At 69.1% G+C, this 16,190-nt stretch carries 13 protein-coding genes and 1 riboswitch; of the genes, 5 read left to right on the top strand and 8 right to left on the bottom strand.

Annotation, left to right across the window (positions count from 1 at the left end):
- Nucleotides 1-89: 89 nt before the first annotated feature.
- The 8 genes from AB0H86_RS38210 to AB0H86_RS38175 form a co-directional block, all read right to left on the bottom strand.
- Nucleotides 90-1,346 carry a dipeptide ABC transporter ATP-binding protein gene (locus AB0H86_RS38210; protein WP_362449772.1) on the bottom strand — a complete coding sequence of 419 codons (1,257 nt, stop codon included), beginning with the start codon at nucleotides 1,344-1,346 and terminating at the stop codon, nucleotides 90-92.
- 29 nt (nucleotides 1,347-1,375) lie between these two features.
- Nucleotides 1,376-2,473, bottom strand: a complete 1,098-nt coding sequence (locus tag AB0H86_RS38205) for an ABC transporter ATP-binding protein (RefSeq protein WP_362449662.1) — start codon at nucleotides 2,471-2,473, stop codon at nucleotides 1,376-1,378.
- On the bottom strand, nucleotides 2,470-3,471 hold the full coding sequence (locus AB0H86_RS38200; protein WP_362449660.1) for an ABC transporter permease: 1,002 nt from the start codon (nucleotides 3,469-3,471) through the stop codon (nucleotides 2,470-2,472). The genes AB0H86_RS38205 and AB0H86_RS38200 overlap by 4 nt, the downstream gene beginning before the upstream one ends.
- Nucleotides 3,472-3,595: 124 nt before the next feature.
- Nucleotides 3,596-5,362 carry an ABC transporter substrate-binding protein gene (locus AB0H86_RS38195; protein WP_362449659.1) on the bottom strand — a complete coding sequence of 589 codons (1,767 nt, stop codon included), beginning with the start codon at nucleotides 5,360-5,362 and terminating at the stop codon, nucleotides 3,596-3,598.
- Nucleotides 5,363-5,454: 92 nt separating this feature from the next.
- Nucleotides 5,455-6,456 (bottom strand): ABC transporter permease, encoded by a 1,002-nt coding sequence (locus tag AB0H86_RS38190; protein ID WP_362449657.1) that lies wholly within the window; start codon nucleotides 6,454-6,456, stop codon nucleotides 5,455-5,457.
- Between the two features lie 360 nt (nucleotides 6,457-6,816).
- Nucleotides 6,817-7,611: an enhanced serine sensitivity protein SseB C-terminal domain-containing protein gene (locus tag AB0H86_RS38185; protein ID WP_362449655.1), complete on the bottom strand. Its 795-nt coding sequence runs from the start codon at nucleotides 7,609-7,611 to the stop codon at nucleotides 6,817-6,819.
- 100 nt (nucleotides 7,612-7,711) lie between these two features.
- On the bottom strand, nucleotides 7,712-8,512 hold the full coding sequence (locus AB0H86_RS38180; protein WP_362449653.1) for an enhanced serine sensitivity protein SseB: 801 nt from the start codon (nucleotides 8,510-8,512) through the stop codon (nucleotides 7,712-7,714).
- Between the two features lie 121 nt (nucleotides 8,513-8,633).
- The gene (locus tag AB0H86_RS38175; protein ID WP_362449651.1) at nucleotides 8,634-9,302 is read right to left on the bottom strand and encodes an AAA family ATPase; all 669 of its coding nucleotides are present in this window, start codon (nucleotides 9,300-9,302) and stop codon (nucleotides 8,634-8,636) included.
- Nucleotides 9,303-9,481: 179 nt separating this feature from the next.
- A riboswitch (glycine riboswitch) is annotated at nucleotides 9,482-9,593 on the top strand.
- A 189-nt stretch (nucleotides 9,594-9,782) separates the two neighbouring features.
- Here AB0H86_RS38175 and gcvT point away from each other — a divergent pair.
- From gcvT to AB0H86_RS38150, 5 genes are all read left to right on the top strand, one after another.
- Entirely contained in the window at nucleotides 9,783-10,916 is a 1,134-nt protein-coding gene (gene gcvT / locus AB0H86_RS38170) for a glycine cleavage system aminomethyltransferase GcvT (protein WP_362449649.1), read from the top strand.
- Nucleotides 10,917-11,029: 113 nt separating this feature from the next.
- Nucleotides 11,030-11,407, top strand: coding sequence for a glycine cleavage system protein GcvH (gcvH, locus tag AB0H86_RS38165; RefSeq protein WP_362449647.1), 378 nt, complete (start codon nucleotides 11,030-11,032; stop codon nucleotides 11,405-11,407).
- A 15-nt stretch (nucleotides 11,408-11,422) separates the two neighbouring features.
- Complete coding sequence (gene glyA, locus AB0H86_RS38160; RefSeq protein ID WP_362449645.1) at nucleotides 11,423-12,703, top strand: serine hydroxymethyltransferase; 1,281 nt, start codon at nucleotides 11,423-11,425, stop codon at nucleotides 12,701-12,703.
- Nucleotides 12,704-12,776: 73 nt separating this feature from the next.
- On the top strand, nucleotides 12,777-14,144 hold the full coding sequence (locus AB0H86_RS38155; protein WP_362449643.1) for an L-serine ammonia-lyase: 1,368 nt from the start codon (nucleotides 12,777-12,779) through the stop codon (nucleotides 14,142-14,144).
- A gap of 309 nt (nucleotides 14,145-14,453) precedes the next feature.
- Entirely contained in the window at nucleotides 14,454-15,773 is a 1,320-nt protein-coding gene (locus AB0H86_RS38150; RefSeq protein WP_362449641.1) for a helix-turn-helix transcriptional regulator, read from the top strand.
- Nucleotides 15,774-16,190 lie beyond the last annotated feature (417 nt).

The raw sequence follows: 16,190 nt of genomic DNA, 5'->3' as shown, positions 1-16,190 counted from the left end.
CCCTTCGAACGTGTACCGATAAGTCGGACACGGACGACTCTGCACTCTCCCGTTTCGGCATGTGCATGACTTTGCCAACTCGTCATGCGCTACTTGTCGGTTGGCTCCTGGCTCTCCGTGGCGCCGTCGGTCTTCGCGACGGGCTCGGCGACCTCCGCGGATTCGGCGACCTCAGCGGACTCGGCGACCTCAGCGGGCTCGGCCACCTCCGCCGACACCTCCGCCGCCACCGCCGCCGACGTCTCCGCCGACTCCTCCAGCACCGCCTCCGGCACCAGTTCCGCCGCCTCCTTGGCGGCGGAGAGCAGCACCGTCTCCTGCGGGGCCTGGTCCTCGAAGTTCTCCGGGTGATGGCAGGCCACCCGCTGGCCGGGCTTCAGCTCGACGAGCTGCGGCTCCGTGGTCCGGCAGATCTCCGTCGCCTTCCAGCACCGGGTGTGGAAACGGCAGCCGCTCGGCGGGGAGATCGGCGAGGGCACGTCGCCCTTGAGCAGGATGCGCTCGCTCTTGGCCGCCCGGCGCCTGGGGTCCGGGATCGGCACGGCCGACATCAGCGCCTTGGTGTACGGGTGCATCGGCGCCTTGTACAGCGCGTCACGGTCGGCGAGTTCGACGATCTTGCCGAGGTACATCACCGCGATCCGGTCCGAGACGTGCCGGACGACCGAGAGGTCGTGCGCGATGATCACGTACGTCAGCCCGAGCTCCTGCTGGAGGTCGTCCAGCAGGTTCACCACCTGCGCCTGGATCGACACGTCCAGCGCGGAGACGGGCTCGTCCGCCACCACCAGCTTGGGGTTGAGCGCGAGCGCGCGGGCGATGCCGATGCGCTGACGCTGACCGCCGGAGAACTCGTGCGGATACCGGTTGTAGTGCTCGGGGTTGAGACCGACCACCGACAGCAGCCTCTGCACCTCCTTCTTCACCCCGCCCTCGGGCGAGACGCCCTGGAGCTTGAAGGGGGCGCCGACGATGGTGCCGATGGTGTGGCGCGGGTTCAGCGAGGAGTACGGGTCCTGGAAGATCATCTGCACGTCACGGCGCAGCGGACGCATCCCGCCCACGCCGAGGTGCGTGATGTCCTTGCCCTCGAACTCGACGGTGCCGGCGGTCGGTTCGAGCAGCCGGGTGATCAGCCGGCCCATCGTGGACTTGCCGCAGCCGGACTCGCCCACGACCCCGAGGGTCTCACCGGAGCGGACCTCGAAGTCGATGCCGTCGACCGCGTGCACGGCGCCGACCTGCCGCTGGAGCAGGCCCTTCTTGATCGGGAAGTGCTTCTGCAGGCCGGTGACCTTCAGCAGCACCTCGCCACCTGGACGCCTGCCATCGCTCTGCGCGGGAATCGTCCCCGCTTTCTCGGCCTTCTCGTCGCTCACAGCTTCGGCGCAATCTCTTCGATCCAGATACGCTCCCGCTGCTCGTGCGTCATGTGGCAGGCGGCCCAGTGCCGCCCACCGACCTCGGTCAGCTCGGGGCGGACCGTGCGGGTGACGTTGTCCTTGGGGATGTCGGCGTACGGGCAGCGCGGGTTGAAGGCGCAGCCGGACGGGATGTTGATCAGCGAGGGCGGGGATCCCTTGACCGGGATGAGCCGCTCCTGCTGCTCACGGTCCAGGCGCGGCATCGAGCCGAGCAGACCCCAGGTGTACGGGTGCCGCGGCTCGTAGAACACGTCCTCGGCGGGACCCCGCTCGACACAGCGACCGCCGTACATCACCAGGATGTCGTCGGCCAGCTCGGCGACGACTCCCAGGTCGTGGGTGATGACGATGACCGCGGAGCCGAACTCCTTCTGCAGGTCCCGGATGAGGTCGAGGATCTGCGCCTGGACGGTCACGTCGAGGGCGGTCGTCGGCTCGTCCGCGATCAGCAGCTCGGGGTTGTTGACCAGTGACATCGCGATCATCGCGCGCTGGCGCATACCGCCGGAGAACTCGTGCGGATAGCTGTTCACCCGCTTGTCGGGCTGGGGAATGCCGACCCGGTCGAGCATCTCCACGGCACGGCGCCTGGCGGTCTTCTTGTCCACGTCGTTGTGGACCCGGTACGCCTCCACGATCTGCTGGCCGATCGTGTAGTACGGGTGCAGCGAGGACAGCGGGTCCTGGAAGATCATCGCCATCTCCCGGCCGCGCAGCTTGCGCACCTCGTCCGGGTCGGCGCTCAGCAGCTCGGTGCCGTCCAGCCAGATCTCGCCGGAGATCCGCGCCTTCTTCTTGCCGTACTGACCGGCGGTGTGCAGCCCCATGATGCCGAGCGAGGTCACCGACTTGCCGGAGCCGGACTCGCCCACGATGCCGAGGGTCTTGCCCTTCTCCAGCTGGAAGCTGAGCCCGTCGACGGACTTGACCAGGCCGTCGTCGGTCGGGAAGTGCACCTTCAGGTCACGTACTTCGAGGAAGGCGGTGGGTGCGGGCCGGCCGGCCACGGGTTCCCCCACGGCCGCTCCGGTCTTGTGCAGGTCGGTCATCCCAGCCTCACTCGCGGGTCGATGACGGCGTACAGCAGGTCCACGACGAGGTTGGCGACGGCGATCGCGAGGGCCGCGAACAAGGTCACCCCGAGGATCACCGGCAGGTCCTTGCTGCTGATGGCCTGGACCGCGGCGAGACCGAGGCCGGGGAGGTTGAACGTGGACTCCGTCAGGACGGCGCCGCCGAGCAGTACGCCGATGTCGAGACCGAAGACGGTCAGGATCGGCGTCATCGCGGACCGCAGTGCGTGCCGGGTGATGACCACGCGTTCCCCGAGCCCCTTGGCCCGGGCGGTGCGGATGTAGTCCTCGCCGAGCACGTCGAGCATGGTGGCCCGGGTGAGGCGGGCGTACATCGCGGCGTTCAGCAGGGCGAGCACGATCCATGGCAGCAACAGGGTCTCGAACCAGACGCCGATGGAGTCGTCGGTACTGAGGCTGTCCTGGATGTGCACCCACCCGAGGCTGTGCACGAAGATGCCCATCGCCACCATGCCGGTGAAGAAGATCGGCAGGGAGACGCCGCCGAGGGCGCCGATCATCGCGGCGCGGTCCCAGACGGAGCCCCGCTTGAGCGCGGAGAGGACGCCGGTGCTGACACCCGCGATCAGCCAGAGGACACACGCACCGGCGGCGAGCGCGGCGGTGACCGGCAGCGCCTCCTTCAGCGTGTTCCACACCGGCTCCTCCGTGACGAAGGAGTAGCCGAAGCAGGGGGCCGGGCAGTGCGTGACGTCACTGCCGTTGGCGTAGTCCCGGCCCAGCGGAATGCCCTTGACGAAGTCCCAGAACTGGAGGAACAACGGATCGTCCAGGCCCAGCTTGGTTCGGATGCCCTCGACCTGCTCGGCTCCGGTTGCCTTGCCGGCGAAGAGGACGGCGATGTCCTGTCCCGCCCACTTGGGCAGCATGTAGAAGACGGTGAAGGTCGCGAGCAGTACGACCAGCACCATGATGACAACGGCGACCAGACGCCGGATGAGATAAGCAAGCACTGTGCGCGGCCCGGCGGCGGCCGGGAACCTCCTTGTGGGAGGTCCCGACCGCCACCAGAGCCATCACCTGCCCTTCGGACTGGCGGGATTCGGCGGCAAGGGATCAAGCAACGTCGATCGGCTACTACTTCACGACGCCCAGGGACACGTAGTCGTAGCGGCCGTTGTACGCGGCGGACGAGTAGACGTTCGTCAGGCGGCTGCCGCGCCACGAGATGTTCTTCTCGTAGATGAACGGCATCCAGTCGGCGTCGTCGAGCAGCACCTTGTTCAGCTGCTCGTACAGCTCCTTGGACTTGGCCTGGTCAGTGGTCGCGATCGCGTCGTCGAAGATCTGGTCGATCTTCGGGTTCTTGATCTGCGACTCGTTGTAGTTGCCGTTCTCGAAGATGAAACGGCTGTCGAACAGCGGCTGCGCGTAGCCCTGGCCGGTCGGGAAGTCGGGGCCCCAGCCGCTCATCGTCATGCCGTAGCCGCGCTCCTTCACGACCTTCGGCGAGCCGGTGATGCTGGAGGACTGGGCGCCGTCGATCGGGTCGACCTCGACCTTGATGCCGACCTTGCCGAGCTGCTCCTGCAGGGCCTCGGCCGCGTCGACCTCACCCGGCTGGTTGGTGCGGGCGGTCAGCTTGGTGGAGAAGCCGGACGGCTTGCCGCACGCCTTCAGCGACTCCTTGGCCTTGGCGACGTCCGGCTTGCCCTTGCGGGCGACGACGCCGTACGGGTCGTAGTCGCTGTAGCCCGGGATCGTCTTCGGGAAGACGGAGTTGGCGATGTCGCCACCGGCGATCGCGCCACCACGGGTCTGCTGCAGACCGGCGAAGTCCGTGGCGTAGAAGACGGCCTTGCGGCAGTCGACGTTGTCGAACGGCTTCGCCGTCTGGACCAGGGCCACGTAGCGGACGAAGGAGGTCTGGAGGTTGTCCACGCTCGACTTGTGGTCCTGGACGGCGCTGACCCGGCCGGACTGGGTCATGCCGGTGCCGTTGACGTCGAGGTCGTAGTCACCTTCCATCAGCCGCTTGTCGTTCTCCTCCAGGTTGGCGGAGATCGTCACGGTGATCTTGTCCGGAAGGGCCTGGCGGAGCGGGTCCGAGGCCTTCTTCCAGGCGGTGTTGCGGACCAGCACCACGCTCTTGTTGGCGTTGTACGACTGGATCTTGTACGGGCCGGAGGAGAACGGGTGCTGCGTGTACTTGGCGCCGGTGTCCTTGCTCTGCTTCACCGGGGCACCGGTGGGCATGGCCAGGAACTGCTCGAAGTCACCGTTGGGCTTGGGCAGTTTGAAGACGATGGTCTGGTCGTCGGGCGTCTCTATCGCCTTCAGGCCCAGCTTGTCCTTGGACTTGTCCTTGTACGGGCCCTTGTACTCGCCCTTCGGGTCGAGCGTCTGCTTGATGTACGCCGGGCCACCGGTGATGGTGTCCGTCGCCCAGATGCGCTCGATGCCGTACTTGATGTCCTTGGAGGTCAGCGCGGAGCCGTCCTCCCAGGTGAGGCCGTCACGCAGCTTGTACGTGTAGGTCTTGCCGTCGGCCGAGACCTCGCCGGGTCCGGTGGCCAGGTCGCCGACCAGCTTGTTCGAGGCCTCGCCCGGCTTGGTGTCGTACGTGACCAGGGTGCGGGTGAAGAACCGCATGAAGTCCCACGTCATGCCGTAGTACGTACGCTGTGGGTCAAGGGAGTCGAAGTCCTGCTTGCCGACGAACTTCAGCGTCCCACCCTTCTTGGTGGACGCGTTGACGACCTTGTTCAGCGCCGCGCTGTAGCCGGCGCCCTTCTCGCCCTTGTCGTCACTGTCTCCGCCGCCGCACGCCGTGGTGGTCACCAGCGCCGCGACAACGAGGGCTGCGCCAGCAGCGAGCCGCCGCTTCGGGGAACCTGTGGGCATTTTCTCGTATCCTCCGAGATTCGCGGTTCCGGTCCTGTGCCGGAGAACCATGGAAAGAGCCACCTGACGGTGCGGCAGGGGCAAGTCGTGCGTCAGCGGGTCCCCTTGGGGTCGAGAGCGTCCCGCAGTCCGTCACCGAAGAGGTTGAAGGCCAGGACGGTGATGAAGATCGTCGCGCCGGGGAAGACCATGAACATCGGGTCGTGCTCGTAGGTCTGCAGGGCGTCGCGCAGCATGCCGCCCCACGACGCGGTCGGCGGCCGCACACCCGCACCGAGGAAGCTGAGCGCCGCCTCCGTGAGGATGTTGGTCGGAATCATCAGCGTCGCGTAGACCATGATCGGCGCGAACAGGTTGGGCAGCAGCTCCCGGAAGAGGATGTACCGCCTGCCACCGCCCAGGCTGCGCGCGGCCTCGATGTACTCGCGCTCACGGAGGCTCAGCGTCTGGCCCCGGACGATACGGCCGACGTAGGGCCAGCCGAAGAAGCCGATGACCGCGACCAGGACGGCGATGCGTACGCCCGAGCCGGTCAGCCCCAGCAGGTCGTCCGGGAGGACCGAGACCAGGGAGATGATGAAGAGAAGCTGCGGGAAGGAGAGCAGCACGTCCATGGTGCGGCTGATCACGGCGTCGACCCAGCCGCCGAAGTAGCCGGCGACGATCCCGAAGAGCGTCCCGAGCACCACCGCGACCACGGCGGCGAGGAACGCCACGAGGAGCGAGATGCGGGCGCCGTAGACGATGCGGCTGAAGACGTCGCGGCCCTTGTTGGGCTCGACGCCGAACAGGTAGTCACCGCTCACGCCGCCCCAGGCACCCTGCGGCAGGTTGGTCAGCGGGTCGAGTTCCTCCTGGTGGAACTCGTTCGGCGGGTGTCCGAGCAGCGAGACGATCAGCGGGGCGAACACCGCGACCAGCACCAGGACGAGCACGGTGACACCGCCCGCGAGAGCGACCTTGTCCTGCTTCAGGCGGTGCCAGGCGATCTGCTTCAGGGACCGGCCTTCGACCTTCTGGGCGCCTGAGGCCGCGGGGTCGACTGGAGCGGTCGGCGCCGCTTCCGCAGCGGTGTCGTGCAATGGCGCCGTCATGGCAGGGACCCCTCTCAACCGGCGGTGACCGGCCCGCACATGCCGCTGTAGCGGCTTCATCTTCCATGAAACTCAAAGGGGCAACCCCCCTTGGACCGGGAGTCTTCAACGCCTCGGCGATCAGGTGCCAGCCTTGGCGGTGAATGGATGCGCAACCGTGATGCTCCACCGGTGATTCCGTTATCCGAACAGCGGGTAACAGCTGTCGGACGTATGGAAGTTGGGACACCGGGGCGAAACGGGCGGCATCGAGGTAACCCGACGCCAATCTACGCGCATGGATTGTCGCCGCGAACCAAAGGAAGATCATTAACCCTAAAGTGACCTATGTCACAAGTCCGAACTGCCGCTCATAACCGGTCAGTACCGGCCACCCGCCTGCGGATAGCCGTAGCCGGTCGCCGGGGCCTGGGCCGGGGCGGCGTGGGCCTCACGGTCGTAGAAGGGGCGGGCGTTGGTCCGCATCCACAGGGCGATCGGGTCGTACTCGTCGGACATGGCCACGGTCGACACCGGCAGCCCGTCCGGGACGGCACCGATGGACTGCTGCATCATCGCGCGCACCGAGTCGACCGCCGGCGGGCTGGTGTCGTAGACATCGAGACCGACGGCGAGATACGGCGCCCCCAGCGCGGGCTGCACCCAGGCGCGGCGCAGGGCGCGGACGGCCGGGGTGCGGTGGGCGTTCTGGGCGAGCAGGGCGTAGAACTGCGGGATCTCGATGCCGGGTTCGGACAGCCTGAGGGGCCCGGCGGGTTGGCGTTCCAGGCCGGTGGCGATGCGGCGCAGGTCGAGCCAGGGGATGCCGACACCGCCGCCCGGGGCGTGCGGATTGAGCCAGAGGCCGTAGTGGTCGGGGTAGAGGGTGCGGGCCGCGTCGAGCCCGTCGATCACTTCGTACGATCTGTTCCAGCCACTGGCCGACAGCTCCTGGGCGGAGGTGACGCACGGGGCGTAGCCGTACCCCTCGACCTGCATGTTCCCGTACTGGGCGTCGGGGGAACCGGCCTGGCCGTGCCACAGCAGCATCCAGATCTGTCCGGAGGACGGGGTGGCGAGCGCGCGCAGGAGTGCCTCGTAGGCGTCGTAACGCCCGGGCGTCACCTGGCGCAGCATGTGCTCGACCTGCCCGGCCGCGGTGCCGCTGGCGCTCACCTTTTACCGACCCTTCGTGATGTGGCCCCTGGATAGGGACCCAGCTTAGGCGCTCCGCCGGGTTGAGCCGTTGAGCTGTGTCAGTGGCCCTGTTGGTAGATCAGTAGCCCTGTTGGTAGAAGGGCCGCACGCTCTCCCTCATCCAGTGGCCCACCGGGTCGTCCGCCACGTCCAGGAGGATCAGGTTGACCGGCCACTGGACGGGGCTGGCGCCCAGGGCGCGGGCCAGGGCCTCCATCGGCAGGGGCCGCAAGTCGCCCTCCCACTGGGACAGTTCCACGCCCACGAACATGACCGGATCGGCCGTTTCGATGACGGCGAGGCAGCGGCGGGCGGTGAGCACCACGCCCGTGGCGGCGAACTCGGACGAGGCCGCCGCGAGGAAGTCGACCGGGTCGTCCTGCCAGTCCGGCTCGAACAGACGGACCCGGCCGCCGGCCGCGGGGCCGTCCAGCGGGGTACGGCCCACCCGGCACAGTTCGGCGACGGCGGCCGGCGGCAACGGGACACCGACCGTGCCGTCCGGGTTCACCGCGAGGCCGACCTGGGGCGGCAGACCGCGGGCGAACTCGACCGCGGGAGCGATGGTGTACGACAGATGCGAGCCGACGACCTGGCGGAACTGCTCCTCGGAGCTGAACACCGGGACATGGACCTGGCCCTCGATCTCCAGGGTGGGCAGGTCAAGGGGGCCGCTGTGCGGGCCGCCGCCGTTGGGCAGCGGCACCCAGACGAAGCTGCGGCCGAGCACCTCGATGATCCGTCCGCCCGCCCCGGGGACGCCGAGGGCGGCGGACAGCACCTCCTCCAGCTCGTTGCCGGGCCATCCGCCGTGCGGATGAGGGTGTGCCTGTGCCGGGAAACCCGGGAAGTCAGCGGGGAGATCCGCCGGGAAGTCCATCTGCCTGCCTACCGCCTGCCTGATACCGCATACCGCCTGCTGTGGCTGAAAGGCTAACGGGTGCGGGGCACCCATGAGAGACGGGTGGCCGGTCAGATCCGGCCACCGAACCCGATCCCGGTCACCCCGTGAAGCCGATCCGCCGCAGCACGTTCGCCGCGTCCCGGTCGACCAGCACCGCCGAGCCGCAGCCCGGGGGCAGGTCGCCCTTGGCCACGGAGCCGATCAGGCGGGAGGCGGCACCCCGGTGGCGCAGGAAGGCGTACCGCGAGACACCGCGGCCCCTCTCGCGCTGGCCGGCCAGCGCGGTGTCCGGCGTGACGTCGAGCAGCAGCAGGTGCAGGGTGCCGGCCCGGCGACGCGCCTCGCGGGCCAGCCAGCCGCGCACCCAGGCCTGCGTACCGCAGTCGTGCACCACGACTCCCTCGCCGGAGCGCAGGGCGCGACGCAGACCGGCGTAGTGCGCGAGGCGGACCAGTGGGCGGTAGACCGCGTACGGCAGGAAGCGGGGCATCCGCGTCGCCCAGCGGTCGCGGGCGTCCTGGGAGTCGATGCGCAGGCCGTTGACCGTGCGCCGCATCAGCGTGGACTTGCCGCTGCCGGGCAGGCCGGTGATCACGACGAGGTCCTGGGGGCCAAAAAGCAGTGCGTGCGGGCTGTGGCCACCGCGCTCACGGAGGTCGCGGACGACGGGTGCGCTGAGCGGGCCGCAGGCCTCCGTGGCCGGGACCGTCGGCTGCTGAGGCAGCGCGAGGGCCGAGGTGGTCGCGTACGCCGTGGTCCTCTTCACCGTGATCGTCCTCCCCTGGGGTGGTCACGAGATTTCCTCCCCGTCGAGTGTAAAGAGAAGGTAATGCGCGGTGCCTCGTGTTTTCGTGCTCGTCCTGCCACAAGCCGGTCACAGATGCGGCCCTGCCGTAGTCGACCGAGGCGTGCAATGATGTCGGCGCCAACTGCATACCGGCCGCTTGAATCCGCGCGGGAGAGTTCCGGGTCGTACGTTCGTCGTACGGGTGCCCGGGCGCCGAAGGAGCAAGTCCCTCCCTTGAATCTCTCAGGCCCCCGTTACCGCGCGGGCGAGGCACATCTGAAAAGCGGGCCGCTGCGACAGTGGCTCCACCCAAGGTGCAAGTCATGATCACCGCTTCGCGGGGTCCTGACGAACCTCTCAGGTTCCGATGACAGATGGGGAGGAACGACCTCGCCCTCCCTCATGCTCGAACGAGCTCGCGCGGGAGGTACCCCCATCGCCTTGGGAGACGACCGTCCGATGAGCAGTACCGCACCCCGTCACACCGCGCTCGACGCCCTGCATCGTTCGCTGGGCGCGACCATGACCGACTTCGCCGGCTGGGACATGCCCCTTCGCTACGGCTCCGAGCGCGACGAACACCACGCCGTGCGCACCCGCGCCGGCCTCTTCGACCTCTCGCACATGGGCGAGATCACGGTGACCGGCCCGCAGGCGGCTTCCTTCCTGAACCACGCGCTGGTCGGCAACATCGCCTCCGTCGGCGTCGGCCGCGCCCGCTACACCATGGTCTGCCGGGCCGACGGCGGCATCCTGGACGACCTGATCGTCTACCGGCTCGCCGAGACGGAGGCCGGGTCCGCTCACTACATGGTCGTCGCCAACGCCTCCAACGCCCAGGTGGTGCTGGACGCGTTGACCGAGCGTGCCGCCGGCTTCGACGTCGAGGTGCGTGACGACCGGGACGCGTACGCGCTGATCGCCGTGCAGGGTCCCGAGTCGCCGGGTGTCCTGAAGTCCCTCACCGACGCCGACCTCGACGGCCTGAAGTACTACGCCGGCCTGCCCGGCACCGTCGCCGGCGTCCCCGCTCTCATCGCCCGCACCGGGTACACCGGCGAGGACGGCTTCGAGCTGTTCGTGAGGCCCGAGCACGCCGTCGAGCTGTGGCAGGCCCTGACCAAGGCCGGCGAGGGCGTCGGTCTGGTCCCCTGCGGACTGTCCTGCCGGGACACCCTGCGCCTGGAGGCGGGCATGCCGCTGTACGGGCATGAGCTCTCCACGTCGTTGACCCCCTTCGACGCCGGCCTCGGCCGGGTGGTGAAGTTCGAGAAGGAGGGCGACTTCGTGGGCCGCGAGGCCCTCCAGGAGGCCGCCACCCGTTCGGAGCAGAACCCCCCGCGCGTCCTCGTCGGCCTCGTCGCCGAGGGCCGCCGGGTCCCGCGCGCCGGGTACCCGGTCGTCGCGGACGGCCGGGTGATCGGCGAGATCACCTCCGGCGCGCCCTCCCCCACGCTGGGCAGGCCCATCGCGATGGCGTACGTCGACAAGGCGCACGCGACACCGGGCACGTCCGGTGTCGGTGTGGACATCCGGGGCAGTCACGAGCCGTACGAGGTCGTGGCGCTGCCGTTCTACAAGCGTCAGAAGTAGCGACGACCGAAAGCGGTCGGCGTGCGTGACCCTGCGCACTTTCCGCTGCTCACATACGTTTCCAGCAGACCCCCACTCATCAGCACTCCCCCGCGTACAGGAGAATTCAGGCCATGAGCAACCCCCAGCAGCTGCGCTACAGCAAGGAGCACGAGTGGCTGTCGGGCGCCGAGAACGGCGTCTCGACGGTCGGCATCACGGAGCACGCGGCCAACGCGCTCGGTGACGTCGTCTTCGTGCAGCTCCCGGAGGTCGGTGCCGATGTGACCGCGGGTGAGACCTGCGGCGAACTGGAGTCGACCAAGTCGGTCAGCGACCTGTACTCCCCGGTGACCGGTGAGGTCACCGAGGTCAACGAGGACGTGGTCAACGACCCGTCGCTGGTGAACTCCGCCCCCTTCGAGGGCGGCTGGCTGTTCAAGGTGCGCGTGGCGAAGGAGCCGGCCGACCTGCTCTCCGTCGACGAGTACACCGCCTTCACCGCCGGCTGAGGAGTCGTACACCTGATGTCCGTTCTGAACACACCCCTGCACGAGCTCGACCCCGAGGTCGCCGCCGCCGTCGACGCCGAGCTGGTCCGCCAGCAGTCCACCCTGGAGATGATCGCCTCCGAGAACTTCGCGCCGGTCGCGGTGCTGGAGGCGCAGGGCTCCGTCCTGACCAACAAGTACGCCGAGGGTTACCCGGGCCGCCGTTACTACGGTGGCTGCGAGCACGTCGACGTGACCGAGCAGATCGCGATCGACCGGGTCAAGGAGCTGTTCGGCGCCGAGTACGCCAATGTGCAGCCCCACTCGGGCGCCTCCGCCAACCAGGCTGCCCTGTTCGCGCTGGCCCAGCCCGGCGACACCATCCTCGGTCTGGATCTGGCGCACGGCGGCCACCTGACCCACGGGATGCGGCTGAACTTCTCCGGCAAGCAGTTCGACGTGGTCGCCTATCACGTGGACGCCGAGACCGGCCTGGTCGACATGGCCGAGCTGGAGCGGCTCGCCAAGGAGCACCGGCCGAAGGTGATCATCGCGGGCTGGTCGGCGTATCCGCGGCAACTGGACTTCGCCGAGTTCCGCCGGATCGCCGACGAGGTCGAGGCCCACCTGTGGGTGGACATGGCGCACTTCGCGGGTCTGGTCGCGGCCGGTCTGCACCCCAACCCGGTGCCGTACGCGGACGTCGTCACCTCCACCACCCACAAGACGCTGGGCGGCCCGCGCGGCGGGATCATCCTCGCGAAGAAGGACTTCGCGAAGAAGCTGAACTCGTCCGTCTTCCCGGGCTTCCAGGGCGGCCCACTGGAGCACGTGATCGCGGCCAAGGCGGTCTCCTTCAAGGTCGCCGCGAGCGAGGACTTCAAGGAGCGTCAGCGCCGTACGGTCGACGGCGCGCGGATCCTCGCCGAGCGTCTCATCGCGCCGGACGCCCGCGAGGCCGGTGTGAACGTGCTGTCCGGCGGCACCGACGTGCATCTGATCCTGGTCGACCTGCGCGAGTCCGAGCTGGACGGCCGGCAGGCCGAGGACCGGCTCCACGAGGTCGGCATCACGGTCAACCGCAACGCCGTTCCCGACGACCCCCGTCCGCCGATGGTCACCTCGGGCCTGCGGATCGGTACGCCCGCCCTCGCCACCCGCGGCTTCACCGCCGAGGACTTCGCCGAGGTCGCGGACGTCATCGCCGAGACCCTGAAGGCGCCCGCCCCCTTCGAGGGTGCCCCCGTCGAGGCGCTGAAGGCCCAGGTCGCAGCGCTCGCCGGCAAGCACCCGCTGTATCCCGGTCTGGGCAAGTAGTTCCTTTTCCCGGGTGCCGCGCACACTGAGAGGTGTGTGCGGCACCCCGCACCACCCGTACTGAGGAGTCACCGTGGCCATATCGGTCTTCGACCTGTTCTCGATCGGCATCGGCCCGTCCAGCTCCCACACGGTCGGCCCGATGCGCGCGGCCCACATGTTCGCCCGCCGGTTGCGCAACGAGGAGGTGCTGGACCAGGTCGCCTCCGTGCGCACCGAGTTGTACGGCTCCCTGGGCGCGACCGGACACGGCCACGGCACGCCCAAGGCGGTGCTGCTCGGCCTGGAGGGCGAGTCACCGCGCACGGTGGACGTGGAGTCGGCGGACGACCGGGTGACGCGGATCAGGGAGACGGGCCGCATCCGCCTGCTCGGCGAGCACGAGATCCCCTTCCGCTACGACGACGACCTGGTCCTGCACCGCCGCGAGACCCTCCCGTACCACGCGAACGGCATGACCCTGTGGGCGTACGACGCGGCGGGTGCGGAGGTGCTGTCGAAGACGTACTACTCGGTCGGCGGCGGCTTCGTCGTGGACGAGGAGGCGGTGGGCGCGGACCGCATCAAGCTGGACGACACGGTCCTGAAGTACCCCTTCCGCACAGGCGACGAGCTGCTGCGCCTGACGCAGGAGACGGGTCTGTCGATCTCCGCGCTGATGCTGGAGAACGAGCGGGCCTGGCGCACCGAGGAGGAGATCCACGAGGGGCTGCTGGCGATCTGGCGGGTGATGCAGGCGTGCGTGTCGCGCGGCATGTCCCGCGAGGGCATCCTGCCGGGCGGCCTGAAGGTCCGTCGCCGCGCGGCCGTCTCCGCACGCCAACTGCGCGCGGCGGGCGACCCGTTGGCGCACGCGATGGAGTGGATCACGCTCTACGCGATGGCCGTGAACGAGGAGAACGCGGCGGGCGGAAGGGTGGTGACCGCGCCCACCAACGGGGCCGCGGGGATCATCCCCGCCGTCCTGCACTACTACATCAACTTCGTGCCGGGCGCCGACGAGGACGGAGTGGTCCGTTTCCTGCTGGCCGCCGGTGCGATCGGCATGCTCTTCAAGGAGAACGCGTCCATCTCCGGCGCCGAGGTCGGCTGCCAGGGCGAGGTCGGTTCGGCGTGCTCGATGGCCGCGGGCGCGCTCGCGGAGGTGCTCGGCGGATCCCCGGAACAGGTCGAGAACGCCGCTGAGATCGGCATGGAACACAACCTCGGCCTGACCTGCGACCCGGTCGGCGGCCTGGTCCAGATCCCCTGCATCGAACGCAACGGCATGGCCGCGGTGAAGGCGGTCACCGCCGCCCGCATGGCGATGCGCGGCGACGGCTCCCACAAGGTGTCCCTCGACAAGGTCATCAAGACGATGAAGGAAACCGGCGCGGACATGAGCGTCAAGTACAAGGAGACGGCCCGGGGCGGGCTCGCGGTGAACATCATCGAGTGCTGAGGGGACGACCGGTCCGGATCGGACCGGATCGGTCGGGATCGGACCGGATCGGGGCGGATCGGGGCGGCATGTCCGACTGCGGCGTCCGACGCGCGTTCCCTGGTGGATCGGACCTTCGTGATCGCTCCAACACCATCGGCCACTGGGATTCCCCCACGCAACGAGCAGCCCGGCGCATGCTCTATATCACCACATCAACTCCGCTGTCCCTAAAAGGCGTTCATCCAGTCGTACAGTCCCATTGATCAGGCGATCCTCGGCCAAGGTGTGTCAAACTCGCCCCAGGACGAAGCGAGGCGGGGGGTCACCATGCCACCAGTTCATCCACCCTTCGGCGAGGAGCTGCGCCGGAGGAGAAACAGGTCCGGGATGTCCCTGGCCGTGCTGGCCGCCAAGATTCCCTGCTCGAAGGAGTACCTGAGCAAGATCGAGCGTGGTAAGGGCAACCCCAGCGACGCCATCGCCCAAGCGTGCGACGCCAAGCTGCGTGCGGGGGGACAGCTCGTCGCACTGCTCGGGCGTCCGTCACGGAACTCCAGTGACGCGTTGGTCGATTCCGCCTCGGAATCCGGCGGTCCCGGCCCATGGTCGCTCCAGCTGGAGGCGGACGGCGTGATCGACTTCGTCGCCCGCGATCCGGCCGCCCCCGCCGAAGGGGCACCCGCCGTCGCGGCGAAGTGGGCGATCACGCCCGGCCTGCGCGAGAACGGCTCGGCGGCCGAGACACTCACGATGTTCCGGACCCTGTTTCACCAGTACCGCAGCCTCGGTCAGTGCTCCAGCCCGAGCGTGGTGGCCCCGATGACCATCACGGCGACCGCCACCCTGCGCGGCCTCGGGCGCGCCGCGCCGCCCGCCCAACGCGGCGAGGCCCTCCGACTCGCCGCGCGTTTCGCCGAGTACACGGGCTGGATGGCGCAGGAGGCCGGCAACGACCCGGCCGCCCGGTGGTGGACCGGCCAGGCCGCGCGCCTGGCCAAGGCAGGCGGGGACCACGAGATGGCCGCGTACGCGCTGCTGCGCCAGGCCGAACTCGCCCTCTGCCAGGGCGACTCCATGTCCACCGTGGCCCTCGCCCACGCGGCGGCAACACGGGCGAGCGGCCGCCGTACCAGGGAACTGGCCGCGCAGCGCGAGGCCCAGGGGCACGCGCTCATGGGCAACGAGAGCGAGTGCCGACGCGCGCTGGAGCGGGGCGCCGAACTCGCGGACGACGTAGGACCCGAGGGCGACGGCAGCCCTTCCCTGGGCAGCACGCACCTTCCCGACCTCACCGCCTTCATCACGGCGTGGTGCCTGCGGGAACTCGGCGAGACCGAGGAGGCCGTCGCCCTGCTCGACGCGGGACAGGACACCATCGCGCCGCATGCGGTGCGCGCCCGCGGCCGCAATGGGGCTCGTCTGGCGCTGGCCCTGGCGGACGCCGGAGAGATCGAACGTGCCTGCGCGGTGGCCGAGTCGGTCGCCCAGGACGTGATGACGACGGATTCGGCGACCATCCGGGCCGAGCTGAGGCAGCTTCGATCGTCACTGGCCACCCGGCGGAAGCATCCCGCCGTCCACGCCACCCTTCCCGTCATCGCCGCGAGCCTGCGGGGAAACCCGGACTCGCGGGGAGACAACGGCTGACCCGGCGTCACCGAGGCTGAGCGGGCGGATGCGCCGCCCCGGTTCCAGCATCCCTTCCGTTCCCGCTCACCGCCTGCCGTCCCGGCCCTTCCCGCTCGCGCGTGCCGTCCCCGCTCGCACGGGCCGTCCCCTCCTCGCTCCTGCCATCTCGCCCCTGCCGCCCTCCCGTTGATCCCGCCGCGGCGCCGTTTCCGGGCAGAGCGCGCCCCGAGGCACGGCCCCCCGCCCGTGCGGCGCACCCGTATCCGCTTCCGTCCCGATCGGCCCTCCCGGCCCGGCTGTGTCCCGTTGCCTACAGAAAGGGCCACAGGCAACACATTGACCGCTCACAAGTCGGCTGAAAACGTCGGGATTACCCACCGGGACCAGCCGTCAGGCCGCATATCCGCAATCGCCAGGTGCGCTCTTCACGAAAGA

Source organism: Streptomyces sp. NPDC050997, from assembly GCF_040660135.1.
Lineage (GTDB): Bacteria > Actinomycetota > Actinomycetes > Streptomycetales > Streptomycetaceae > Streptomyces.
The sequence above is the reverse complement of the archived record's forward strand: the minus strand, read 5'-3'. Positions and strand labels throughout refer to the sequence as shown.